The organism is Jidongwangia harbinensis (assembly GCF_020216025.1).
GTDB lineage: Bacteria > Actinomycetota > Actinomycetes > Mycobacteriales > Micromonosporaceae > Actinoplanes > Actinoplanes harbinensis.
Genome location: NZ_JAIWNC010000037.1, coordinates 70,012 through 90,448, shown reverse-complemented (window position 1 = coordinate 90,448; position 20,437 = coordinate 70,012). Strand labels below are relative to the sequence as shown.

The 20,437-nt window shown below is 75.3% G+C and carries 15 protein-coding genes; 11 read left to right on the top strand and 4 right to left on the bottom strand.

Translation table 11 applies throughout. From position 1 onward, the window contains the following. The first annotated feature begins 204 nt into the window (after positions 1-204). The 9 genes from LDL48_RS33975 (at position 205) to LDL48_RS33935 (ending at position 10,781) form a co-directional block, all read left to right on the top strand. The gene (locus LDL48_RS33975; RefSeq protein ID WP_225259231.1) at positions 205-1,272 is read left to right on the top strand and encodes an Hsp70 family protein; all 1,068 of its coding nucleotides are present in this window, start codon (positions 205-207) and stop codon (positions 1,270-1,272) included. Further along, positions 1,269-3,908, top strand: coding sequence for a helix-turn-helix transcriptional regulator (locus tag LDL48_RS33970; RefSeq protein WP_225259230.1), 2,640 nt, complete (start codon positions 1,269-1,271; stop codon positions 3,906-3,908). The genes LDL48_RS33975 and LDL48_RS33970 overlap by 4 nt, the downstream gene beginning before the upstream one ends. Beyond that, positions 3,905-5,677 (top strand): sensor histidine kinase, encoded by a 1,773-nt coding sequence (locus LDL48_RS33965; RefSeq protein ID WP_225259229.1) that lies wholly within the window; start codon positions 3,905-3,907, stop codon positions 5,675-5,677. The genes LDL48_RS33970 and LDL48_RS33965 overlap by 4 nt, the downstream gene beginning before the upstream one ends. After that, positions 5,670-6,077 carry a DUF742 domain-containing protein gene (locus tag LDL48_RS33960; protein WP_225259228.1) on the top strand — a complete coding sequence of 136 codons (408 nt, stop codon included), beginning with the start codon at positions 5,670-5,672 and terminating at the stop codon, positions 6,075-6,077. Before LDL48_RS33965 ends, LDL48_RS33960 begins: the two co-directional genes overlap by 8 nt. 17 nt (positions 6,078-6,094) lie before the next feature. Continuing rightward, positions 6,095-6,925, top strand: a complete 831-nt coding sequence (locus LDL48_RS33955) for a cellulose binding domain-containing protein (RefSeq protein WP_225259227.1) — start codon at positions 6,095-6,097, stop codon at positions 6,923-6,925. A 106-nt stretch (positions 6,926-7,031) separates the two neighbouring features. Then, entirely contained in the window at positions 7,032-9,389 is a 2,358-nt protein-coding gene (locus tag LDL48_RS33950; protein ID WP_225259226.1) for a sensor histidine kinase, read from the top strand. Positions 9,390-9,430: 41 nt separating this feature from the next. Then, a complete protein-coding gene (locus LDL48_RS33945; protein ID WP_225259225.1) occupies positions 9,431-9,853 on the top strand; it encodes a roadblock/LC7 domain-containing protein in 423 nt (140 codons plus the stop codon). Between the two features lie 2 nt (positions 9,854-9,855). After that, the gene (locus LDL48_RS33940; RefSeq protein WP_225259224.1) at positions 9,856-10,200 is read left to right on the top strand and encodes a DUF742 domain-containing protein; all 345 of its coding nucleotides are present in this window, start codon (positions 9,856-9,858) and stop codon (positions 10,198-10,200) included. A gap of 20 nt (positions 10,201-10,220) precedes the next feature. Further along, positions 10,221-10,781: a GTP-binding protein gene (locus tag LDL48_RS33935; RefSeq protein ID WP_225259223.1), complete on the top strand. Its 561-nt coding sequence runs from the start codon at positions 10,221-10,223 to the stop codon at positions 10,779-10,781. A 10-nt stretch (positions 10,782-10,791) separates the two neighbouring features. Here the strand turns inward: LDL48_RS33935 and LDL48_RS33930 are convergent, their stop codons facing one another. Then, positions 10,792-11,865, bottom strand: coding sequence for a tryptophan dimethylallyltransferase family protein (locus LDL48_RS33930; protein ID WP_225259222.1), 1,074 nt, complete (start codon positions 11,863-11,865; stop codon positions 10,792-10,794). A gap of 215 nt (positions 11,866-12,080) precedes the next feature. Between LDL48_RS33930 and LDL48_RS33925 the strand changes: the two genes are divergently transcribed. Next, entirely contained in the window at positions 12,081-14,483 is a 2,403-nt protein-coding gene (locus LDL48_RS33925) for a Tex family protein (protein ID WP_225259221.1), read from the top strand. Between the two features lie 64 nt (positions 14,484-14,547). On the opposite strand, the gene LDL48_RS33920 is transcribed toward LDL48_RS33925, so the two are convergent. After that, positions 14,548-16,335 (bottom strand): serine/threonine protein kinase, encoded by a 1,788-nt coding sequence (locus LDL48_RS33920; RefSeq protein WP_225259220.1) that lies wholly within the window; start codon positions 16,333-16,335, stop codon positions 14,548-14,550. Between the two features lie 206 nt (positions 16,336-16,541). Between LDL48_RS33920 and LDL48_RS33915 the strand changes: the two genes are divergently transcribed. Continuing rightward, positions 16,542-16,856 (top strand): hypothetical protein, encoded by a 315-nt coding sequence (locus LDL48_RS33915; protein WP_225259219.1) that lies wholly within the window; start codon positions 16,542-16,544, stop codon positions 16,854-16,856. Here LDL48_RS33915 and LDL48_RS33910 read toward each other — a convergent pair whose 3' ends face one another. Both LDL48_RS33910 and LDL48_RS33905 read right to left on the bottom strand, forming a co-directional pair. Beyond that, positions 16,857-18,605 carry a serine/threonine-protein kinase gene (locus LDL48_RS33910; protein ID WP_225259218.1) on the bottom strand — a complete coding sequence of 583 codons (1,749 nt, stop codon included), beginning with the start codon at positions 18,603-18,605 and terminating at the stop codon, positions 16,857-16,859. It abuts the gene before it with no gap. Positions 18,606-18,938: 333 nt separating this feature from the next. Next, positions 18,939-20,408, bottom strand: a complete 1,470-nt coding sequence (locus tag LDL48_RS33905) for an NADH-quinone oxidoreductase subunit NuoF family protein (protein ID WP_225259217.1) — start codon at positions 20,406-20,408, stop codon at positions 18,939-18,941. Positions 20,409-20,437 lie beyond the last annotated feature (29 nt).

The following is a 20,437-nucleotide window of genomic DNA, read 5'->3' as shown; positions in this document are numbered from 1 at the left end:
CCGCCCGGGGGGCATCGGGGCGGACTCCCCTTTCCCAGGTGGGCCGCCCGGTGATCGGCGCCCGCGCCGGATTAGGGGCTTAGGGGATCCACACGCCGAACTTTGGGGGACGATCTTCGATGCCTGATCTGGTACGAACGTTACGGCCCTATCCGTACATCTTGATCGCCGCCGGTCCGACACCGGCGGCAAGGAGCGAACCACGTGCCGTACCTGCTCGGAATCGACATCGGCGAAAGCTCCGTGGCGGCTGCCGTGTGCCGGCGGGTGAACCGCTCGCCGCACGGCCGCGCCCCGGAGGCCGCCGACGCGCACTGGGGCCCGGCGCAGCCGGTGAACCTCGGCGCCACCGATCCGGCGGTCGCCGCCACGCTGCTGCTCGCCCCGGGCGGCGGACTGGTCGCGGCGGACAGCGGCACCGGGCCCGGCCGTCCCGGCGAGTACGCGGCCGGCTTCCTCAGCCGGGTCGGCGACGACGTCGGTGTCCGGCTGGCGTCCCGGGGCTTCCCGGCGCAGACGCTGGTGGCCGGGATGGTGGGCTGGGTGGCCGGCCGGCTGTGGCAGCTGCAGGGACAGGCGCCGGAGCAGATCGCGGTGGCGCATCCGACCGGCTGGGGGCCGTACCGCCTGGGCCTGCTCCGCACCGCCCTGGCCGAGGCGGGGCTCGGCGAGCCGGCGCTGGTGTCGCGGGCCGGTGCGGTGGTCACCGCGTTCCAGGCCGCGGACCGTCTCCCGCCGACCGGTACGGTGCTGCTCGTGTTCCGACTCGGCGCCACCGGCCTGGAGGTGTCGCTGGTCGCCCTGCACCCGTCCGGCCAGCACGAACTCGTCAGCACGGTGGAGTGCCCGGACGTCAGCGGGTCCGACGTGGACGATGCCGCGGACGCCGACCGCCGGGCGCTGCTGCAGGCCGGGGTGGACCTGGCCGTACGGACCGTGACCGCGTGCGGGATCCCGGCCACCGACCTCTCCGCCGTGCTGCTGGCCGGTGACGCCGCCGGGCACACCGTGCTGTCCGATCTGCTCGCCGCCGCGTTCGGGGTGCCGGTCCTGCAGCACGGCGACCGGCGGCTGACCGTGGCGTGCGGCGCCGCCCTGTCGGTGCGCCCGCGGATCCGCCGGCCGGCCGCCGTACCGGCCGTGCCGGACTTCCCGACCAGCGAGGCGCCGGTGATCGGCCCGGCCGAGACCGTCTCGCCGGGCCCCCAGGCGGTGCTGCCGCCACCCCGGCCGCCGGTCCGGGTCAGCGCGGCATCGGTGGGCGGTCGATGAGCCCGCCGGTGGCCACCCTGTCGGCCGCGCTGCTCAGCGCCGCGGCGGCCGCCCTGGTGGAACAGGTCCGCGCGGATCCGGCCGCGCCGCTCAGCGTCGCGGTGAGCGGCGCCGGCGGGTACGGCAAGACGACCCTGCTGCACGAACTCGCGGCGGCGTACCGGGCCGCGGGCGTACCGGTGGCGACGCCGTGGCAACCGGCCGGCGGCGATCCGGAGTCCGCCGTGCTGCTCGTCGACGACGCGCACCTGGTCGACGACGCCCGCCTGCGGGACATCGCCGGGCGGGCGGAACGCCCCGGCGTGCGGACCCTGGTGGCGTACCGGCCCTGGCCGCGGCCCGACGCGCTGCCCGCCCTGATCGACGTGTTGCGCCGGCACCGGGCGCCGGTGTCGCTGCCGCCGCTGACCGGCCCGCAGGTCCGCGACCGGGCCGCGCCCGCGCTCGGCGGCGACCCGCCGCCGGCCTGGACCGAGTGGATGCTCGCCCAGAGCGGCGGCGTGCCGCGCTACCTGGACCGTCTCGTTCCGGCGCTGAGCGGCGCCGACCTCGCCGGGCCGCCGCCGGACCGGGCCCCGGCGGCGGCGCTGGCACCGTTCGCGGCGGACTTCGAGGACCTGGACCCGGACCTGCTCACCGTGCTGCTGGCCGTCGAGGCCGGGGCCGGGCTGTCACTGGAACTGGTCGGCGCGCTGCTGGACCGCGACCCGGACCGGGCCGCCGCTCTGGTGGCCGCTGCGAAGGCCACCGGCATGCTGGCCGGCACCGGCACCCTGGTACCGCTGGCCTGGCAGGCACTGGCCGTGCACGGCCCGGTGGCCCACCGCATCGACATCCGGCAGCGCCTGGCCGGCTGGCAGCTGGCCCGGGGCGGGCCGGTGCTCGCCCTGATCAGCCCGCTGCTGCGGTTCATGCCGGACACCGGGCCGGACGCCGCGATCGGTGGACCGGCGGTCGGCCTGGTGCCCGGCGCGGACGGCACCGGACTGGGCGACGCGTTCCTGGCGGCCGGCGACGAGGCGCTGCGCGGCGACCCCGCGCTCGCGGCCCGGCTGTTCGCCGCCGCGTCGCGGGCCGGCCGGCCGGCCACCGCCCGGCGCGCGCTGGCCACCGCGCTGGCCGGCGACCTCGACCTGGCGTCGCTGCTCGCCGACCAGGCGCTGGCCGGCGGCCCGCCGGACCAGCGGGCCGAGGCGGCGTGCGTGGCCGCGGCGACCCTGGCGCACCGCAACCAGCTGGCCCGCGCGGTGGAGCTGTACCGGTGGGCCACGCCCCGGCTGGCCGCCGGTTTCGGCGCGGTCGGCCTGGTCGGCACCGGCCGGCTCGACGCCGCCGAACGGCTGCTGGCCGCCGCCCCGGACGAGCCGGCCGATCCGCTGGCCGGTCCGCCGACGCTGCTGAGCACGGCCGCGTACGGGATGGCCCGGGGCGTCTGCGACTCGGCCGGCGGCTCGCCGGTGACCGCACTGTCCGCGCTGGTGCAGGCGGCCCAGCTGCTCGAACCGTCCGGTTCGGCGGTGCTGCTGCCGGACAGCCCGGCCGCGCTGGCCGCCCTGGTGGCCGTGCACGGCGCCGAGTTCGGCACCGCGCAGTCGGTCCTGGAGCGGGCCCTGGAGACCGGGCTGGGCGGCCCGCTGTTCGTCCGGCGGCACCGCCTGATGCTGGCCTGGACGCTGATGGCGCAGGGCCGGCTGGCCGCCGCGGCCGAGGAGGCGGCCCGGGCCGGCGTTCCCACCGGCGCCGCGGCCGCCACCGCCGCGCCGGAGCCGTCCGCGCTCCCGGGACGCGACCTGGTCTTCGCCGCCGCGCTGCGGATCGCCCTGGCCCGCCGCAACAGCGACCTGGTCGGGCTGCGGGCGGCCTGGCCGCAGGCGGCGCAGGCGCTGATCGGGCAGCCGGTCGACCTGTTCACGCTGCTGCCGCTGGGCGAGATCGCGGTCGCCGCGGCCCGGCTCGGCGAGCAGCGGCAGGTGCAGCCGGCGCTGGCCGCCGCGGACGACCTGCTGCGGCGGCTCGGCGACCCGGCACTGTGGAGCGTTCCGCTGCACTGGGCCCGGCTGCACGCGGCCACCCTGACCGACGACCGGCCGGCCGGCGAACGGCACCTGGCCGCGATGCGCGAGCAGCAGGACCGCAGCCCGTACGCGGCGGCGCTGGCCGCGGCCGGACAGTGCTGGCTGGACCTGCTCGCCGAGCGGATCGACCCGGACGCCGTCGAGGCCGCCGCCCGCGCCATGGCCGAACTCGGGCTGGCCTGGGACGGCGCCCGCCTGGCCGGGCAGGCCGCGATCCGCACCCCGGACCGCAAGGCGATGACCGCGCTGCTGGACTGCGCCCGCTCGCTGCAGGCCCGGCCCACCGCGGCGGAACCGCGTACCGCCGGGGACCGCCCGGCCCGGCCGGTGCTCAGCGACCGGGAACAGGAGGTCGCCACGCTGGTGCTGGCGGGGTTGACGTACAAGCAGGTGGCGGACCGGCTCTACATCTCGGCGAAGACCGTGGAGCACCACATGGCCCGGATCCGGCAGCGGCTCGGCTGCACCGACCGGCGCGACCTGCTGGCCCGGCTGCGCACGCTGACCAGCGAACCCGCGGCACCGGCCGGACCCCGGGACACCGGCGGGGGGCAGCCGTGACCGAGACCGCCGGGCGGACCCGGACACGGCTCTGGACCCAGGTCGGCGCGGGCCTGCTGATCCTGTTGTGGGCGGCGGCCGCCGTCCCGCTGACCATGGACGCGGTCGAGGTGGTCCGCACGCACACGGTGACCCGGGTGCTGGGCGCGCCCACCGACGAGGTGGTCGTGCAGCTGCAGGAGGAACGCCGGCTGTCCGCCGGTTACCTGGCCGGCGTGGTGGACCGCGGCGCGCTGGCCGCCCAGCGGGCCCGGACCGACCGGGCCGGCGAGCGGCTGCGTACCGCGCTGTCCGGCCGCGTCCGGAGCACCGCGGCGGGCGCGGAGGCGGTCCGCCGCACCGACGACCTGCTCCGCGCGTTCGACGGCCGGACCCGGCTGCGGGCCACCGTGGACGCTCGCTCGGCCGCCCTGGAACCGGTGCTGGCCGGGTACACCGGGATCGTCGCCGCGGCCTTCGCCGGCGCGCCGTGGCTGTGGCCGGACCGCACCACCGGCACCGGCTCGGCGCTGCTCGCGCTGGGCCGGGCCCGGGAGGCCCTGTCCCGGGAGGACGCCGCGCTGGTCGGCGGGTCCGGCCGGGCCGGGCTGGACGGGCCGGCCCGGGCCCGGGTGGCGGAGCTGGTGCTGACCCGGCGGGTGCTGCTGGCCGAGGCCGCCGATCAGCTCCCGGCGGCGTCCCGGCCGGACTTCCGGGCGCTCGCCGACGGTCCGGCCACCGGCCGGCTGCGGGCGCGCGAGGACGAGCTGATCGCCGCGGCGCCGGACGACGTCGACGCGGCCGCCACGGCCCGGTCGACGGAGCTGGACGAGTACCGCACCCGGCTGCGCGGGTTCGAGGTCGCCGCGGTCCGCGAGGCCCGCCGGGCCGCGGTGCCCGGCGCGATGGCCACCGTGGCGGGCGCCGGCCTGCTCGCCGGGGTGGGCCTGGTCGCCGTGGTGGCGGTGCTGGCCGCCCTGCGCCGCATCGTGGGCCGGGCCGGTGCGCCGGCCGCCGCGGCCCCGGTCGTGGCCGGCGCCGGTTCGCCCGGCGCCGGCGCTCCCCTGCTGCACCTGCTGCTCGAGCAGAACCGGCGGAACCAGGCGCTGCTGCACCGGCTGCTGCGGCTGCTCGACGGCCTGCAGCGCCGGGTCGGCGACGACGCGACGCTGGGCGAGCTGTTCCGGATCGACCACCTCGCCAGCCGGGTACGCCGCAACGTGGAGAAGAGCGTGGCGCTGACCGGCGGCACACCCGGCCGGCGCTGGACCCGGCCGGTGCCCCTGGAGGAGGTGGTCCGGGCGGCCGCGGCCGAGGTGCCCGACTTCGAGCGGGTGTCCACCGCACAGGTGGAGCCGGCCGGGCTGGCCGGTGCCGCGGTCGCCGACGTGATGCACCTGCTCGCCGAGCTGATCGAGAACGCGGTGGTGTTCTCCCCGGCGGAGACCCGGGTGCGGGTCTCCGGCCGGCGCGACGCGGACGACTACCTGCTCACCGTGGCCGACCACGGCCCCGGAATGTCCGACGACGACCTGCGGACCGCCGCCGAGATGCTGGACCGGCCCACGCCACCGGAGACCGACACCTGGCACGGCCTGTACGCCGCCGGTCGCTTCGCCGAGCGGGCCGGCGTCGCGGTGCGGTTGCACAGCGACGACGACGGCCTGCGTGCCGAGGTGCGCCTGCCGGCGGCACTGCTCGTCGCGGACGCCGGGCCGGCCACCGACCGGCCCGCACCGCGCCGGGTCCGGCCCGGCGCCGCCATGGCCGGGGTGGGTGGCGATGACTAGCCGGCTGATCGGCCACGGCCCGGCGCGACCGCGCGGCGGGCCGGAGGACGCCTGGTACGACGAGCAGGCCGGCCCGATCGTCCGGCTGTACGCGACGACCGGCGGGCGGGCGACCGCGGCCGGCCACGAGTTCACCGTCAGCACCCTGGTCCGCCGCACCGGCGACCGCACCGAGGGCGCCGATCTGTCCGCGGACAAGTCGGCGATCCTGCGGTTGTGCACGCGGGCGCTGTCCGTCGCCGAGATCGCCGCCTATCTGGGCCTTCCGCTCGGCGCGGTGGAGGAACTGCTGGGCGACCTGCGCGGCGCCGGGCTGGTCCGGACGCCCGAGGAGCCGCCGGACGGACATCCGCCGATCGACGTGATGGAACGGTTGCGCGACGGGTTGCTGACGCTGTGAGAGACGAGAGGCCCGGAATGTCGGACGCACCGCGGCGGGAACGCCGCTCCCCGATGGTGATGCTGCTGGACGCCGCCATGCGCCTGGCCGTCGCCGCGCAGTCGGGGCCCCAGCCGCGGCTCGAGGCGGCCGGCCGGCCGCGGCGGGCCGGGATGGTCTGGCTGGTGGCGGGTGCGGTGCTCGCGGTGGCGGGCACCGGCGTCGTGGTCGGGACGCTGCTGACCGGGCGGGACGATCTGGCGTCGCTGCCGCCGCACGCGACCGCGCGGGCACCGGTGGCCGACGCGGCACCGTCCGCACCGACCGGCACGCCGCCGGTTCCGTCCGCCACCCGGCCCGCCGCGGGGGCGACCGCGAGTGCCACCAGCCCGGCGCCGGGCGTGTCGACGACCGCACCCCGGCCGGGCGGCACCGGCACCGGTCCCGGCTCCGGCACCGGGAACGACAGCGGGAACGGCCGGCCCGCACCGCCGGCTCCGGCACCGCCCGCACCGGTCCCGTTGACCGCGAGCTACGAGTTCGCCGACGGCGGCACCGGGTTGCTCGGCTACGCGGCCGACGTGGCGGTCAGCAATCCCGGCGCGGCCGGGCGGGACGGCTGGCAGCTCACCCTGACCCTGCCCCGGCCCACCCTGCAGATCGCCAAGGTGTCCGGCGCGGTGGCCAGCCAGGACGGTTCGACGTGGACGTTCGAGCCGGACGAGACCACCCGGACGGTACCGGCCGGCGGGTCGGTGCGGATCTCCTTCCAGGTGCGCGGTGCCACGCTGCTGGCGGCGGCCCCGGAGGACTGCCGCATCGACGGACGGCCGTGCGCCGGGGTCGGAGGGGCGGCCCTGCCCGGATGAGCGGACCGGACGGCAACACCGGAGACGAGCACCAGCCCGGACGAACCGGGGAGGCGGCGGCCCGCACGGACCGTGCCGACTCCCCACGACCCAGATCGCGAGCACAGTGAGCAAGAACAGCGAACCCGACGAGGCTCTGCGCGGCCCGGAGAAGTCCATCAAGCGCCGCATCGCCCGCCTCATCCTCGTGCCCGGTGTGGCCGCCCTCGTGCTGTGGCTGGCCACGTCGACGTACCTGGTCTTCAACGGCTTCTACGACCGTGAGGTGGCCAACGGGGTGCGGCAGGTGTCCATCCCCGCGGTCCGTACGCTCGCCGCGATCCAGGTGGAGCGCCGGGAGAGCGTCGACTACCTCTCCAACCCGGCGCGGGACCTGCCGTCCCTGATCGAGCAGCGGCGGCAGACCGACGTGCTGGTGGAGCGGATGCGGACGGCCGCCGGTTCGGTGCTGGCCCGGGCGCCGCGGCGGATCGCGGTGCGCTGGGACGCGTTCTCCGACCGGCTGGACCGGCTGCCCGCGGTGCGCAGCACGATCGACTCCGGGCGGGCCGGGCGGGCGCAGACCACGGACTACTACAACGATCTGCTGGACTCGGCGATCAGCCTGTTCGACACCCAGGCGCGGGTGGTGCCGGGTTCCGAGGCGACGCAGGGCGGCATCACCGGCGTGGACGCGTTCCGGGCCGGCGACGAGATGTCCCGGGCGGCCTCGATCGTCTCCGGGGCGTTCGGTGCCAAGGTGCTCGGCGCGCCGGAACACCTGCAGTTCGTGAACCTGGTCGGTGGCTATCACAACACGCTCGGCGACGCGGCCCCCCACCTGCATCCGGACGCGCGCGCCGAGTACGACCGGATGATCGCCAGCCGCGAGTGGGCCATGCTGACCGCCGCGGAGAACGCGCTGATCACGGCCGGGCCGTGGCGGAACCGGCCGCCCAAGGCGATGCAGCTGACCCCCGAGCAGTGGGCCACGGTCAGCACCGCGATCTCCGACCGGCTGGTGAACCTCACGATCATCCAGGCCGACCGGGTCTCCGCCGAGACCCTGCGCGACGGCAACAACCAGCTGCTGGCCGCGGCCCTGGGCAGTGCGGTGGCCCTGCTGATCGCGCTGACCGCCATCATCTCCGCGATCCGGCAGTCGCAGATCCTGGTGAACCAGGCGCTGTCCGTGCGCCTCGCGCAACTCGGCAAGGACGCCGTCGCGGTGGTCGACGAGCGGCTGCCGGCGATCATCGCCCGGCTGCGCCGCCGGGAGAAGGTGGACGTCGCGCTGGAACTGCCCAACCGCGACTACGGCCGGGACGAGATCGGCCACCTGGCCACCGTGCTGAACCGGTCGCTGCACGCCGCGGTCGACGCCGCCGTCGAGGAGGCCACCACCCGGGCCGCGGGCATGGCGATGCTGATGGGTGTCGCCCGCCGCCCGCAGCGCCCGCTGCAGCACGGCCTCAAGGTGATCGAGGACCTGCAGAACCGGATCGGCGACGAGCAGATCCTGGCCGAGCTGTTCGACATCAACCACCAGCTCACCCAGACCCGCCGGTTCCTGGAGAACCTGATCATCCTGGCCGGCGGTCAGGCCGGGCGGCGGTTCGCGCGCCCGGTGCCGGTCCGGCGGGTGCTGCTGGGCGCGATCGCCGAGACCCGGCAGTACCAGCGGGTCACCCTGCGCCGCACGCCCGAGGTGGCGATCAGCGGCTCGGCCGTCGCCGGCATCACCCACCTGCTCGCCGAGCTGCTGGACAACGCGCTGGTCTTCTCGCCGCCCGACTCCGAGGTGTGGATCAGCTGCACCCAGGCGCACCACGGCGTGGTGATCGAGATCGAGGACGCCGGCGTCGGCATGACTCCGGAGGCGATGGACCGGGCCAACGTGCTGCTGTCCACCGCGCCGACGCCCGACCTGAGCGGGCTGAAGGGCGGCGCCCAGGTCGGCCTCTGGGTGGTCGCGGAGCTCGCCAAGCGCGGCGGCATGCAGGTCACGCTGCGCACCTCGGCGTACGGCGGGGTGCTGGCCGTGGTGCTGCTGCCGGCGAACGCGCTGGCCTCGGCGGACGACCTGCACCGGATCGCCCCGGACCCGGTGGAGGAGGAGGAGACGCTCGGCGCCGTGCCGCCGGTCGGTTCCTCGTTCTTCGAGGCCGCTCCCCCGCCGGCCGTACCGGTGCCGGCGCCGGTGAGCGCCGAACCGGTGCCGGTCCCGGTGGCCCGGGCCGCGACCGCCGGGCCCACGCCGCCACCCCGGTCCGCCTCGGTGGTCGCCACGGCGCGCCCGCCGCTGCCGCAGCGCCGCCCGCAGGAACACCTGGCGCCCCAGCTGAAGGACGACTCCGCGCAGGCCCAGGCGGCCGGGCCGGCGCACTCGCCGGAGGCGGCCCGGAACCGCTTCGCCAGCTACCAGCAGGGCTGGCGCGCCGGCCGGACCGGGGACATCACCCCACCGGCCCGCGGCAGCGAGTGACGTCACCCCACGCACCACAACCGACAGGGACGGGAAGAGCCATGGAATCCACCGCAAACCAAGACCTGACCTGGATGCTCGACGAACTGACGTCGGTGGACCAGGTGCTGCACGCACTGGTGCTGTCCACCGACGGCCTGGTCGTGCAGAAGTCCGCGTCGCTGGCCCAGGACGCCGCCGAGCTGCTCGCCGCCGCGGCGTCCTCGCTGTACAGCGTCGGCGCCGGGGTCGGCCGCCGGTTCGGCAGCGGCCCGGTGGACCAGATCATCATCGAGTTCCAGGACCGCACGCTGTTCATCGCGTCCGCGGGTGAGAACGCTCGGCTCGCGGTGCTCGGTGACGAGGACGTGGACATGGGCACGGTGGCGTACGAGATGGGCCGGCTGGTCACCCGGATCGGCGTGTACCTCGGTGCGCAGCGGCGGGACGGCACGTCCGCGGTCAATGGGCACGCCGGGGCCTGACCGTGCACAGCGACCGCGAGTCCGAACAGCTCGTACCGCTGTACGTGCTGGTGAACGGGCGTACCACGCCGCGTAACGCGGCCCTGGACCTGGCCACCCAGGTGGTCGCGCTCCCGGCCGACACCACCGTGCTGGAGCCGGAGTACCAGCAGATCCTGCGCCAGTGCCAGGACTGGATGTCCATCGCCGAGATCTCCGCCTACCTGTCCCGGCCGCTGACCGTGGTGAAGGTCCTGGTCGACATCCTGCTCGAACAGGGTTACGTCACGCTCGGCTCGGCCGCGCAGCGAACCGTCTACGACCGTGCCCTGCTGGAGACGCTGCTCGGCGGCCTCCAGCGGCTATGACCCGAGGATCTGACACACATATGGAACGCACATCGGTCAAGGTCGTCATCGCCGGCGGCTTCGGCGCGGGCAAGACGACCCTGGTGTCCTCGGTCAGCGAGATCGCGCCCCTGACCACCGAGGAGGTCATGACGGAGGCCAGCATCGGGGTGGACGACCTGGCCGGGCTGGAGTCGAAGACCCGGACCACGGTGGCCCTGGACTTCGGCCGGATCACCATCAACGACGAGGTGGTCCTCTACCTGTTCGGCACGCCGGGGCAGGACCGGTTCTGGTTCATGTGGGACGAGCTGACCCAGGGCGCGCTGGGTGCCGTGGTGCTGGTCGACACCCGCCGGCTGCCGGCCAGTTTCGCGTCGGTGGACTACTTCGAGCGGCGGAACATCCCGTTCGTGCTGGCGGTGAACACGTTCTTCGGCGAGTGCGCGTACTCCGACGACGAGATCCGCTCCGCGCTGCAGCTCAACCCGGACGTGCCGCTGGTGCGGTGTGACGCGCGCCGCGCCGGCTCCAGCGTGGAGGTGCTGATCGCCCTGTTGCAGCACGTCCTGGCCATGCTGCCGGCGGCGAGCGCGCCCTGACCGCACCGGGCTACCGGACCGGCACCGGCCGGGTGGGCGGGGTCCGCACCTGGTACGCCTCGGACGACAGATAGACGGTGACGCCGGGCCGCGGCTGCCCCACCCGCAGCGACACGTGGGCGATCAGGCCGCTGCCGGCCTCCAGCGGCCGCGCGGCGACCGCGGCGATCGCCGGGTCCAGCCGGTCCGGGTCGACGCCGTGCCGGCTCAGCAGGACCCGGGTGCGGTCGCGGGCCTGCCGGTCGTCGGTGACGTAGCTGCGGATCGGGACGTACACGCTGTAGCCGACCGGTCGGGCCGCGTCCGGCACGAACGTGTAGCTGCTGATCACCGGCCGCCCCGCGAACGGGCCGGCCGAACCGGTGGCGAGCCGGCAGAACTCGGTGACCTCGGCCGGGTCCACGCCGTCGACGACCGCGGCGGCGCGGGCCACATCGGCCAGGTCGGCGTGCGGGTGCGACACGTACAGCTTGATCCGGGACGTCGCCGCGTCGTGCAGGTCGAGCGCGAAGAACGTCAGGCGGTCCGCACCGGGCCGCAGCGCCCGGTGCCGGACCGTCCGGTAGGCGGGCGTCGCGCCGAGCCGCCCGAGGGCCTCGGCGACCAGCGGTCCGGCCTGGTCGGCGCCGCGGATCTCCGGGTTCAGGTACACCTTGAACTCGGGTGCGGCGCGCAGGATGAGCGAATGCCACATGCCGAAGACGCCCTGCGGGCGGTGCGTGGTGAACAGGTCACCCACCCGGTCCAGCCGGGACAGTGCGAGCCGGTGCCGGCTGCTCTGCCGGCGCAGGAAGGCCAGCGCGGGTGACAGGTCCGCCGGGGTGGCCGGGTCGGGCACCGCGGCCTCGGCGAGCACCCGCAGCGTGGCGCCGCCGTGGTGGTCGAAGGCGAGGGAGAACTCGACCGGGGTGTGGTCGTCGGCGACGTCCGAGGGCCAGGCCGGTCCGGCGTGGATCGGCCGCTGCCCGGCGGGTCCGAGCAGGTCACCGATCAGGTCGGCGGACATCGCCGGGTCGGCCCCGGCGACCCGGCAGAGGCGGGACAGCTGATCGGTGATGTGCGTGACGAGGGAGACGACCGCCACCCAGCCTCCACTAAGGACCCCACGACAAAAGCCAGACCTATTAGATCAGCGATCTTCGATAACGTCAGCGGGCTGTCGATCACTATCCGGTGTTGCGTTGATCACATTGCGCGCCCGGCCGGGATGATCCTCCGGGCCGACCGAGCGGGGCGCCGCGACAACCCGGATCGGGCTTCGGCAGAATCGGATCGTTGTCGACGCGGGAGAGGTGACGGGTGACCACCACGATTCATCAGCGCATCGCCGAGGAACTCGGGGTCCGGGAGAACCAGGTGGCCGCCGCGGTGGACCTGCTCGACGGGGGCGCCACCGTGCCGTTCATCGCGCGGTACCGCAAGGAGGTCACCGGCACCCTGGACGACCAGCAGCTGCGGGTCCTCGAGGAACGGCTCGGCTACCTGCGCGAGCTGGAGGAGCGGCGGACCGCCGTGCTCGAGTCGATCCGCTCCCAGGGCAAGCTGGACGACGCGCTGGAGGCGCAGATCCTGGCCGCCGACTCCAAGGCCCGGCTGGAGGACATCTACCTGCCGTACAAGCCGAAGCGCCGGACCCGCGCCCAGATCGCCCGCGAGGCCGGCCTGGAGCCGCTCGCGGACCTGCTGCTCGGCGACGCCGAGCGGGACCCGCGGGCCGAGGCGGCGGCGTTCGCCGACCCGGAGAAGGGCGTGGCGGACGCGGCGGCGGCGCTGGACGGCGCCCGGGCGATCCTGGTGGAACGGTTCGCCGAGGACGCCGACCTGATCGGCACGCTGCGCGAGCGGATGTGGACCCGGGGCCGGCTGGTCGCCAAGGTGCGCGACGGCAAGCAGACCGAGGGCGCCAAGTTCGCCGACTACTTCGACTTCGCGGAGCCGTTCACCAAGCTCCCGTCGCATCGCATCCTGGCGATGTTCCGCGGCGAGAAGGAGGGCGTCCTGGACCTGACCATGGAGCCCGAGGAGGGCGTCGAGGACGGCGCGCCCAGCTCGTACGAGCCGTTCGTCGCCGGCCGGTTCGGCATCACCGACCAGGGCCGCCCGGGCGACCGCTGGCTGAACGACACGGTCCGCTGGGCGTGGCGTACCCGGATCCTCATCCACCTCGGCGCCGACCTGCGGGTCCGGCTGTGGCAGGCGGCCGAGGACGAGGCGGTACGCGTGTTCGCCGCGAACCTGCGCGACCTGCTGCTCGCCGCCCCGGCCGGCAGCCGGACCACGATGGGCCTGGACCCGGGCTTCCGTACCGGCGTGAAGGTGGCCGTGGTCGACGCCACCGGCAAGTGCGTGGCCACCGAGACGATCTACCCGCACGTGCCGCAGAACAAGTGGGACGCCTCGATCGGCACGCTGGCCCGGCTCGCCGCCCAGCACCGGGTCGACCTGGTGGCGATCGGCAACGGCACCGCGTCGCGGGAGACCGACCGGCTGGCCGCCGACCTGATCAAACGGCACCCGGACCTCGGGCTGACCAAGGTGATGGTGTCCGAGGCCGGCGCGTCGGTGTACTCGGCCTCGCAGTACGCGTCGCAGGAACTGCCCGGGCTGGACGTCTCGCTGCGCGGTGCGGTCTCCATCGCCCGCCGCCTGCAGGACCCGCTGGCCGAACTCGTCAAGATCGACCCGCGTTCCATCGGGGTCGGGCAGTACCAGCACGACCTGTCCGAACAGAAGCTGTCCCGCTCGCTGGACGCGGTGGTGGAAGACTGTGTGAACGGGGTCGGGGTGGACGTGAACACCGCGTCCGCTCCGCTGCTCACCCGGGTCTCCGGCATCGGTGCCGGGCTCGCCGAGAACATCGTGCTGCACCGCGACACGCACGGGCCGTTCCGGAACCGCTCGGAGATCAAGAAGGTGGCGCGGCTCGGCCCGAAGGCGTTCGAGCAGTGCGCGGGCTTCCTCCGGATCCCGGACGGCGACGACCCGCTGGACGCCTCCAGCGTGCACCCGGAGTCGTACCCGGTGGTGCGGACCATCCTGGCCACCGCCGGCGCCGACCTGAAGACGGTGATCGGCAACAGCCCGCTGCTGCGGGCGCTGCGGCCGGAGACGTTCGTCACCGACACCGTCGGCCTGCCCACCGTCACCGACATCCTGCGCGAGCTGGAGAAGCCGGGCCGGGACCCGCGGCCGGCGTTCACCACGGCCACGTTCGCCGAGGGCGTGGAGAAGATCGCCGACCTGCGGCCCGGCATGATCCTCGAGGGCGTGGTGACCAACGTGGCGGCGTTCGGCGCGTTCGTGGACGTCGGCGTGCACCAGGACGGCCTGGTGCACGTGTCCGCGCTGTCCCACACGTTCGTGAAGGACCCGCGCGACGTGGTGAAGTCCGGCGATGTGGTGAAGGTGCGGGTGGTGGAGGTCGACGAGGTCCGCAAGCGCATCTCCCTGACCATGCGGCTGGAGGACAAGCCGGAGCAGCGCGGGCCGCGCCGCGACCCCGGAGACCAGCCGCAGAAGCGGCCCGGTGGGCCGGGTCAGGGCGGCAAGGGGAAACCGCGGCAGGAGGGACGCCAGGGCGCCCAGCGCCAGGGCGGCGGGCAGCGCCAGGGCGGCGGGCAGCGCCAGGGCGGCGGCCAGGGCGGCTTCTCCGGCGGCGCGATGGCCGACGCCCTGCGGCGGGCCGGGCTGACCCGGGACTGAGCCACCCGGCGGCTGCCGGGTCCCCGCCACCGCGGTCGGGGGCCCGGGCCGGACGGGTGGGCGGTCAGGGATCCAGCGCGTAGATGTCGACCTGGTCGAACGCCACCCGGTACGGCGGGATGTGGTCGGCCTGCTCCGGCTCGGTGAAGAGGCCGAGCACCACCCGGCCGCCGGTGATCTGCGGATCGGTCAGCGGCACCGAGCCGACCACCTTCCCGTCCCGCTGCACCTCCGCGAAGCCGTCCCGGGTGGTGAGCGTGATCCGGGTGGACGGCCCGCCCACCGGCACCGGCGCGCCGTCCAGCGGGAACGTGCGGTACACCTCGACGTCGGCGTCCTTGTGCGTGCCGACGTACACCGCCCGCTCACAGATCCTGACCTGGTAGCCGGAGTACGGCCGGAACCAGAACCAGAGGGCCGCGCAGCTCCCCTTGGCGAGCAGCCGCACCCCCACCTCCACCTGCAGGTTGTTCGGTTCGGCGTCGGCCGGGCCGCGGCACCGGAACGAGCCGACGGTCCGCCGGCTCACCACCAGCGCACCGTCGGCGAACGTGCAGCGGCCGCCCTCCTTGGTGTCCGAGGACTTCTCCCACAGCCGGGCGTCGTCCAGCGGGTCGGTGATCAGCAACGTGCGGCGCAGGTCGGGCGGCGGGGTGGTGACCACCGGCGCGACGGGACCGCCGGCCGAGGCCCATGGCAGGTCGCCGCGCAGCACCAGGACCGCGGCGACGACCAGGGTCAGCACGCACAACAGGACCAGCAGCGGCAGCAGCCGGCGCCGGCGGGGCAGCGGGCCGCGCAGCGGTGGCCCGCGGAAGGCGTCCGGGCGTACCACCCGGGTCGAGCGATCGTCGGCGGCCGGGCCGGGACCGGCCGGGGTGCCGTCCGGGTGGCCGGCCAGCCCGGGCGGCGGGGCCAGCGCGGTCTGGTGCCGGTGCGACTGGTAGGCGGTGGCCACCTGCGCCTCGTGTGCGGCGGCCCGCAGACCCGGCTGGCGGTCCAGCACGGCCGGCGTGGCGGGCCCGGCGACCAGCCCGTTGAGCAGTTCCCGGGCGGTCGGCCGGTCGGCCGGGTCCTTCGCCAGCGCGTGCCCGATCAGCTCGCGCAGCGGCCCGGTCAGGCCGGACAGGTCGGGTGGCTGGGTGAGGATGCGCGCCGCGGTGGCCGGCGGCGAGTCGGCGTGGAACGGGGTGCGGCCGGTGCCCGCGTAGGTGACCACCGCGCCCCAGGCGAAGACGTCCGCAGCCGGGGTGAGCGCGCTCGCCGAGTCCGGGCCGAACCGCTCCGGCGACATGTAGGCCACCGTGCCGACCATCTGGTCGGTGCGGGTGTGCTGGCTGGTCGCCTCCAGCGCCCGGGCGATGCCGAAGTCGATCACCTTGGGGCTGCCCGGCGGGAGCAGCACGTTGCGCGGCTTCAGGTCGCGGTGGATCACCCCGGCGCCGTGGATCGCGGTCAGCGCGGTGGCCACCCCGATCGCCACGCCGTGCAGGTTGGCGGTGCTGAGCGGGCCGCGTTCCTGCACCACCTCGGCCAGGCTGGGCCCGTCGACGAACTCCACCACCAGGTAGGGCTGCTCGGCGTCCAGGTCCGCGTCGATCATCTCGGCGGTGCAGAACGGCGGCACCTGCCGGATCCGGTTCACCTCGCTGCGGAACCGGCGGCGGAACTCCTCGTCCAGCGACAGGTCGCCGCGCACCATCTTGACCGCGACCTGGTTTCCGGACGGGTCCCGGCCCAGGTAGACGGTGCCCATGCCGCCCTCGCCCAGCCGGGCCAGCAGTTCGTACGGTCCGAGCTGCCGCGGGTCGCGGGGGTGCAGCGGCGCGTGCGCTGCCCGCTCGGCCGTCATGGTGATCCCGTACCCCTCATCCGCCCGGCCTCGCGGCCGCCGCCCCCCGGCAGACTGGCACCCTACCGGGCGCGCCGCGGGCCTGCGAAGACCCACCGGCCGCTTTGGCGCCGAATCGACACCCCGCACTGCGCCCGAGCACCCCGGCCGGCCGCCACCCGGGTGGGGGGTGTCGGCGCGGAGATCCGATACGGAAAACTGCGGACATGACCCCGGAGGATCGTTTCGACGCCCTCGTGGCCGAACTGTCCGCTGTGGACGGGGTGGCGACGCCGGCCGGCGGCCGCCGGTTCGGGGCGCAGGCGGTGCGCCGGTACGGCCGGATCGTCGCCATGCTGTCCCACGGCTGCCTGGTGGTGAAGCTGCCCCGGGTACGCGTCGACGAGCTGGTCGCGGCCGGTGAGGGCACCCGGTTCGACGGCGGCCGGGGCGCCCCGATGAAAGAGTGGTTCGTCCTCTCCCCCACGTCCGCGCTGGACTGGCACGGTCTGGCCCACGAGGCGGTCACGTACGCAGGCTAGTCAGAACGACCGGATGTCCACGTCGGCGAACGAGACCGCGAACGGCCCCGGGTCGTCCAGCGTCTCCACGGCGATGCCGAGCTGCACCTGGCCCTTGGTGAACCCGCGGGCCGGGAGCCGGACCGCGCCGGCGTGGGTGCCGTCGAGGAACACGTCCACGGTGCGGCCACGGACCACGACGTGCGCCCGGACCCGGTCCTTCACCTTGATCGGCCGGTCCAGTTCCAGCGTGCCGTAGACCCGGCGGTCGTTCGGCATGTCCGCGGCGATCCGGATCTCCTTCTCGCAGAGGTACGCCACGTGGCCGCCCAGCTCACCGCCGTTCCAGTGGAACCACACGCCCGCGCAACTGCCCGCGGCGGCCAGCGTGGTGTCGACCGCGACACCGAAGTCGTCGGCGATCTCCTCGTCCGGGCCGGCGCACTGGAAGACCCCGCGGTCGACCCGCTTGGCCTGCATCGTGCCGCGGATCACGCAGTCGGCGTTCTCCTCGCTGATCGAGCTGTCCAGCCACTGCCCCGGCCGGTTCAGCGGGTCCTGGATGATCGGCTCGCCGCCCCGGGGCTCCGGCTTGCGCGCCTCCGGTGCCGGCTCCGGGTCGGCGGGCAGGACGGTGCGCCGCACGGCCGGCTTGGAGGTGGTCGGTTTCCCGGACGGCGATCGCGGCGGCTGCCCGGACTGCGCCGGCGCGCCGGCCGCCGAGCCGTCCGAGCGCGCCGCGCCGGAGAGCGGGACGTCGCCGGCCGGGTTGTGGCCGACGACCAGCGCCGCGACGGTGCCGAGGCCGGCCAGCAGCAGCAGCGCGGCGAGCGCGGCCGCCCACCGGACACGGCGGGTGCGGTGCCGGGGCGTGGCGGCCGAGCCGGTCGAGGTGGCCAGGCGCGGGCTGCGCGGCGGTGGCGGCGGGCCGCCGGCCGCGCCGCTGACCAGCATGTCCAGCAGTTCGTGGGCGGTCGGCCGGTCCTCCGGGTCCTTCGCGAGCGCCAGTTCGACCAGGCCGCGCAGCGGCTCGGCCAGCCCGTTCAGGTGCGGTGGCTGGGTGAGGATGCGCGCCGCGGTGGCCGGCGGTGAGTCGCCGTGGAACGGGGTCCGGCCGGTGCCCGCGAAGCCCATGACGCAGCCCCAGGCGAACACGTCCGCGGCGGCGGTCAGCGCGGTGCCGGGCGCCGACGAGAACCGCTCCGGCGCCATGTACGCCACCGTGCCGACGAACTGGTCGGTGTTGGTGTGCTGGCTGGTCGCCTCGAACGCCCGCGCGATGCCGAAGTCGATCACCTTGGGGCTGCCCGGCGCGAGCAGCACGTTCTCCGGCTTGAGGTCGCGGTGGATCACCCCGGCGGCGTGGATGCCGGCCAGCGCGGTCGCCACCCCGACCGCCACCGAGTGCAGGTTGGCCGGTGACAGCGGACCCCGCTCGTCCACCACCTGGGCCAGGCTGGGTCCGTCGACGTACTCCACGACCAGGTACGGCGGACGGTGGTCGAGGTTCGCGTCGAGCACCTCGGCGGTGCAGAACGACGGCACCTGCCGCACCCGGTTGACCTCGCTGCGGAACCGGGACCGGAACTCTGAGTCACCGGCCAGATGCGCGTGCACGAGCTTGATCGCCACCGGGCCGCCGCGCGGGTCGCGGGCCAGGTAGACCACGCCCATCCCGCCGGAGCCGAGCCGCCCGACCAGGCGATACTCGCCCAGCCACGCAGGATCGCCCGGAAGTAACGGGCCGGCCCGCCGGCTGTCGACACTCATCCGCGCTCTCCTGCCACCATCTCGGCCGGTCGTCCGGTACCCGGCGTCCGGACCGCGGCGGTCCTTGATCGCCGGGTGAGCAGACTACCGGCTGTAGCGAGAAATGCCAGGCTCAGGAGCGCCCCCGCGAACCCTGCCGCGCCCACCCGGCCAACCACGTCACCTAACCCGTGCTGCCAGTCGGACACCACCGCGACGACCGGATCGTGCCCGGATGTGCCCCGATCTCTGCGCAGACGCAGCTCGTGCCGGCCGTACCAGGCCAGGCAGCCGCCGGCGACCAGCACCGAGAGGTACGCGGGCTCCTGGCGGTCCAGGTAGCCGGTGTGCACGTCACTTGCCGGCCTCGGTGAGGCGCAACGCCAGCGCCGGGCACACGTTGACCGCCTTGCGGGCGCCGTTCTCCAGCCACGGCGGCAGCGGCGTCTGCGGGAACGCCGGGAACCCGTTCGCGTCCAGCCGGATGATCTCCGGCGCCACCGCGGAGCAGAGGCCGTGCCCGTCGCACCGGGCCCAGTCCACGGCGAGCTTGCGGGCGCCCTGCTCGGCGGTGTACGGCAGCGGCAGGATGCCGCGCACCTGCTTGCCGCAGCCCTCGCCGTTGGCGTGCGCCTCCACGTCCCGGGCGAACACGTCCAGCGCGGAGAGCGCGAACCGGGCGGTGCCGTCCGGGTGGCTGCAGGCGCCCCGGCCCTTCACCACACCCGCCGCCGCGCGCACGTTCTCCAGCGCGCTGCCGCCCAGCGACACCAGGGTCACCGCCCGGGCCAGGTCGGGCAGACCCAGCCGGCACGGACCGCACTGGCCCGCCGACTCACCCGCCAGGTACTGGGTGACCTGGGCGACCTCGCCCAGCGGGCAGGTGGACGAGCCGATCGGGATCAGCATGCCGGCGCCCAGGGTGCCGCCCACCGAGGCGAACCCCTTGCGCGAGACGGTGACCGTCTGCGCGGCCTCGGCACTGATCCACTTCCCGTGGTACCCGCCCACCAGCAGCCCGGGGCCGATGTCCGCGCCGCACATGGTGAGGATGTCGATCAGCGGCGTGCCGGTCGGTGCCTCGATCACCGCCGGGGCGGTGGCCGACCCGCCGACCGTGAGCATCACGGTGCCGGGTTCCTCCGGGATGCCGACCGCGTTGTACTCCCACGGCCCGAGCCGGGCCGCGATCGCCAGCTGCGAGTACGTCTCCGCGTTGGACAGCAGCGTGGGCAGCCCGCCGACGCCGTTGTCGCTGGACCGCACCTTGCGCCCGGGCGGGATGTGCGCCTCGCCGTTGATGCCGCGGACCAGCGCGCCGCCCTCGCCGGAGATGAACCGGTGCGGCACCGTGACGATCCGGGTCGGCACCGGCATCCGGCGCTCGGCCAGCGCGGCGGCCAGCGACGCCTGCCCGATGCCGTCGTCGGCGATGCCGATCACGATCTCCTCGGCGTCCAGCGCCGCCGCGGCCAGCGCCGCGCCGTCCAGGATCAGGTGCGGGCCCCGGGTCAGGATGGCCTTGTCCTTCCAGGACGGCGGCTCACCCTCGGTGGCGTTCACCACGATCACCGGTGGAAGGTCCTGGCGGCGGCAGGAGTCCAGCACGGCCCGCACCTTGCGGGCGAACGGGAATCCGGCGCCACCGCGGCCGCGCAGCTCGATCCGGTCGGCCAGGCCGATCAGCTCACCGGAGGAGAGCGCGGCGAAACCGCCGTGCACCTCCTGGTGCGCGATCAGGTCGAGGCGCCCGTACTCGTCGAAGCCCGCGGTGATCCGCGGGGTACCGATCGCGGTGACCGGCGGGACCTTGCCCGCGCTCACCGTTCCCCTCCGCTGCGTCCCGTGGTGCC

Coding starts and splice junctions, on each gene's coding strand:
- LDL48_RS33970 (WP_225259230.1), top strand. CDS start 1,269: ATGAGCCCGCCGGTGGCCACCCTGTCGGCCGCGCTGCTCAGCGCCGCG.
- LDL48_RS33960 (WP_225259228.1), top strand. CDS start 5,670: ATGACTAGCCGGCTGATCGGCCACGGCCCGGCGCGACCGCGCGGCGGG.
- LDL48_RS33955 (WP_225259227.1), top strand. CDS start 6,095: ATGTCGGACGCACCGCGGCGGGAACGCCGCTCCCCGATGGTGATGCTG.
- LDL48_RS33945 (WP_225259225.1), top strand. CDS start 9,431: ATGGAATCCACCGCAAACCAAGACCTGACCTGGATGCTCGACGAACTG.
- LDL48_RS33935 (WP_225259223.1), top strand. CDS start 10,221: ATGGAACGCACATCGGTCAAGGTCGTCATCGCCGGCGGCTTCGGCGCG.
- LDL48_RS33920 (WP_225259220.1), bottom strand. CDS start 16,335: ATGACGGCCGAGCGGGCAGCGCACGCGCCGCTGCACCCCCGCGACCCG.
- LDL48_RS33915 (WP_225259219.1), top strand. CDS start 16,542: ATGACCCCGGAGGATCGTTTCGACGCCCTCGTGGCCGAACTGTCCGCT.
- LDL48_RS33910 (WP_225259218.1), bottom strand. CDS start 18,605: ATGAGTGTCGACAGCCGGCGGGCCGGCCCGTTACTTCCGGGCGATCCT.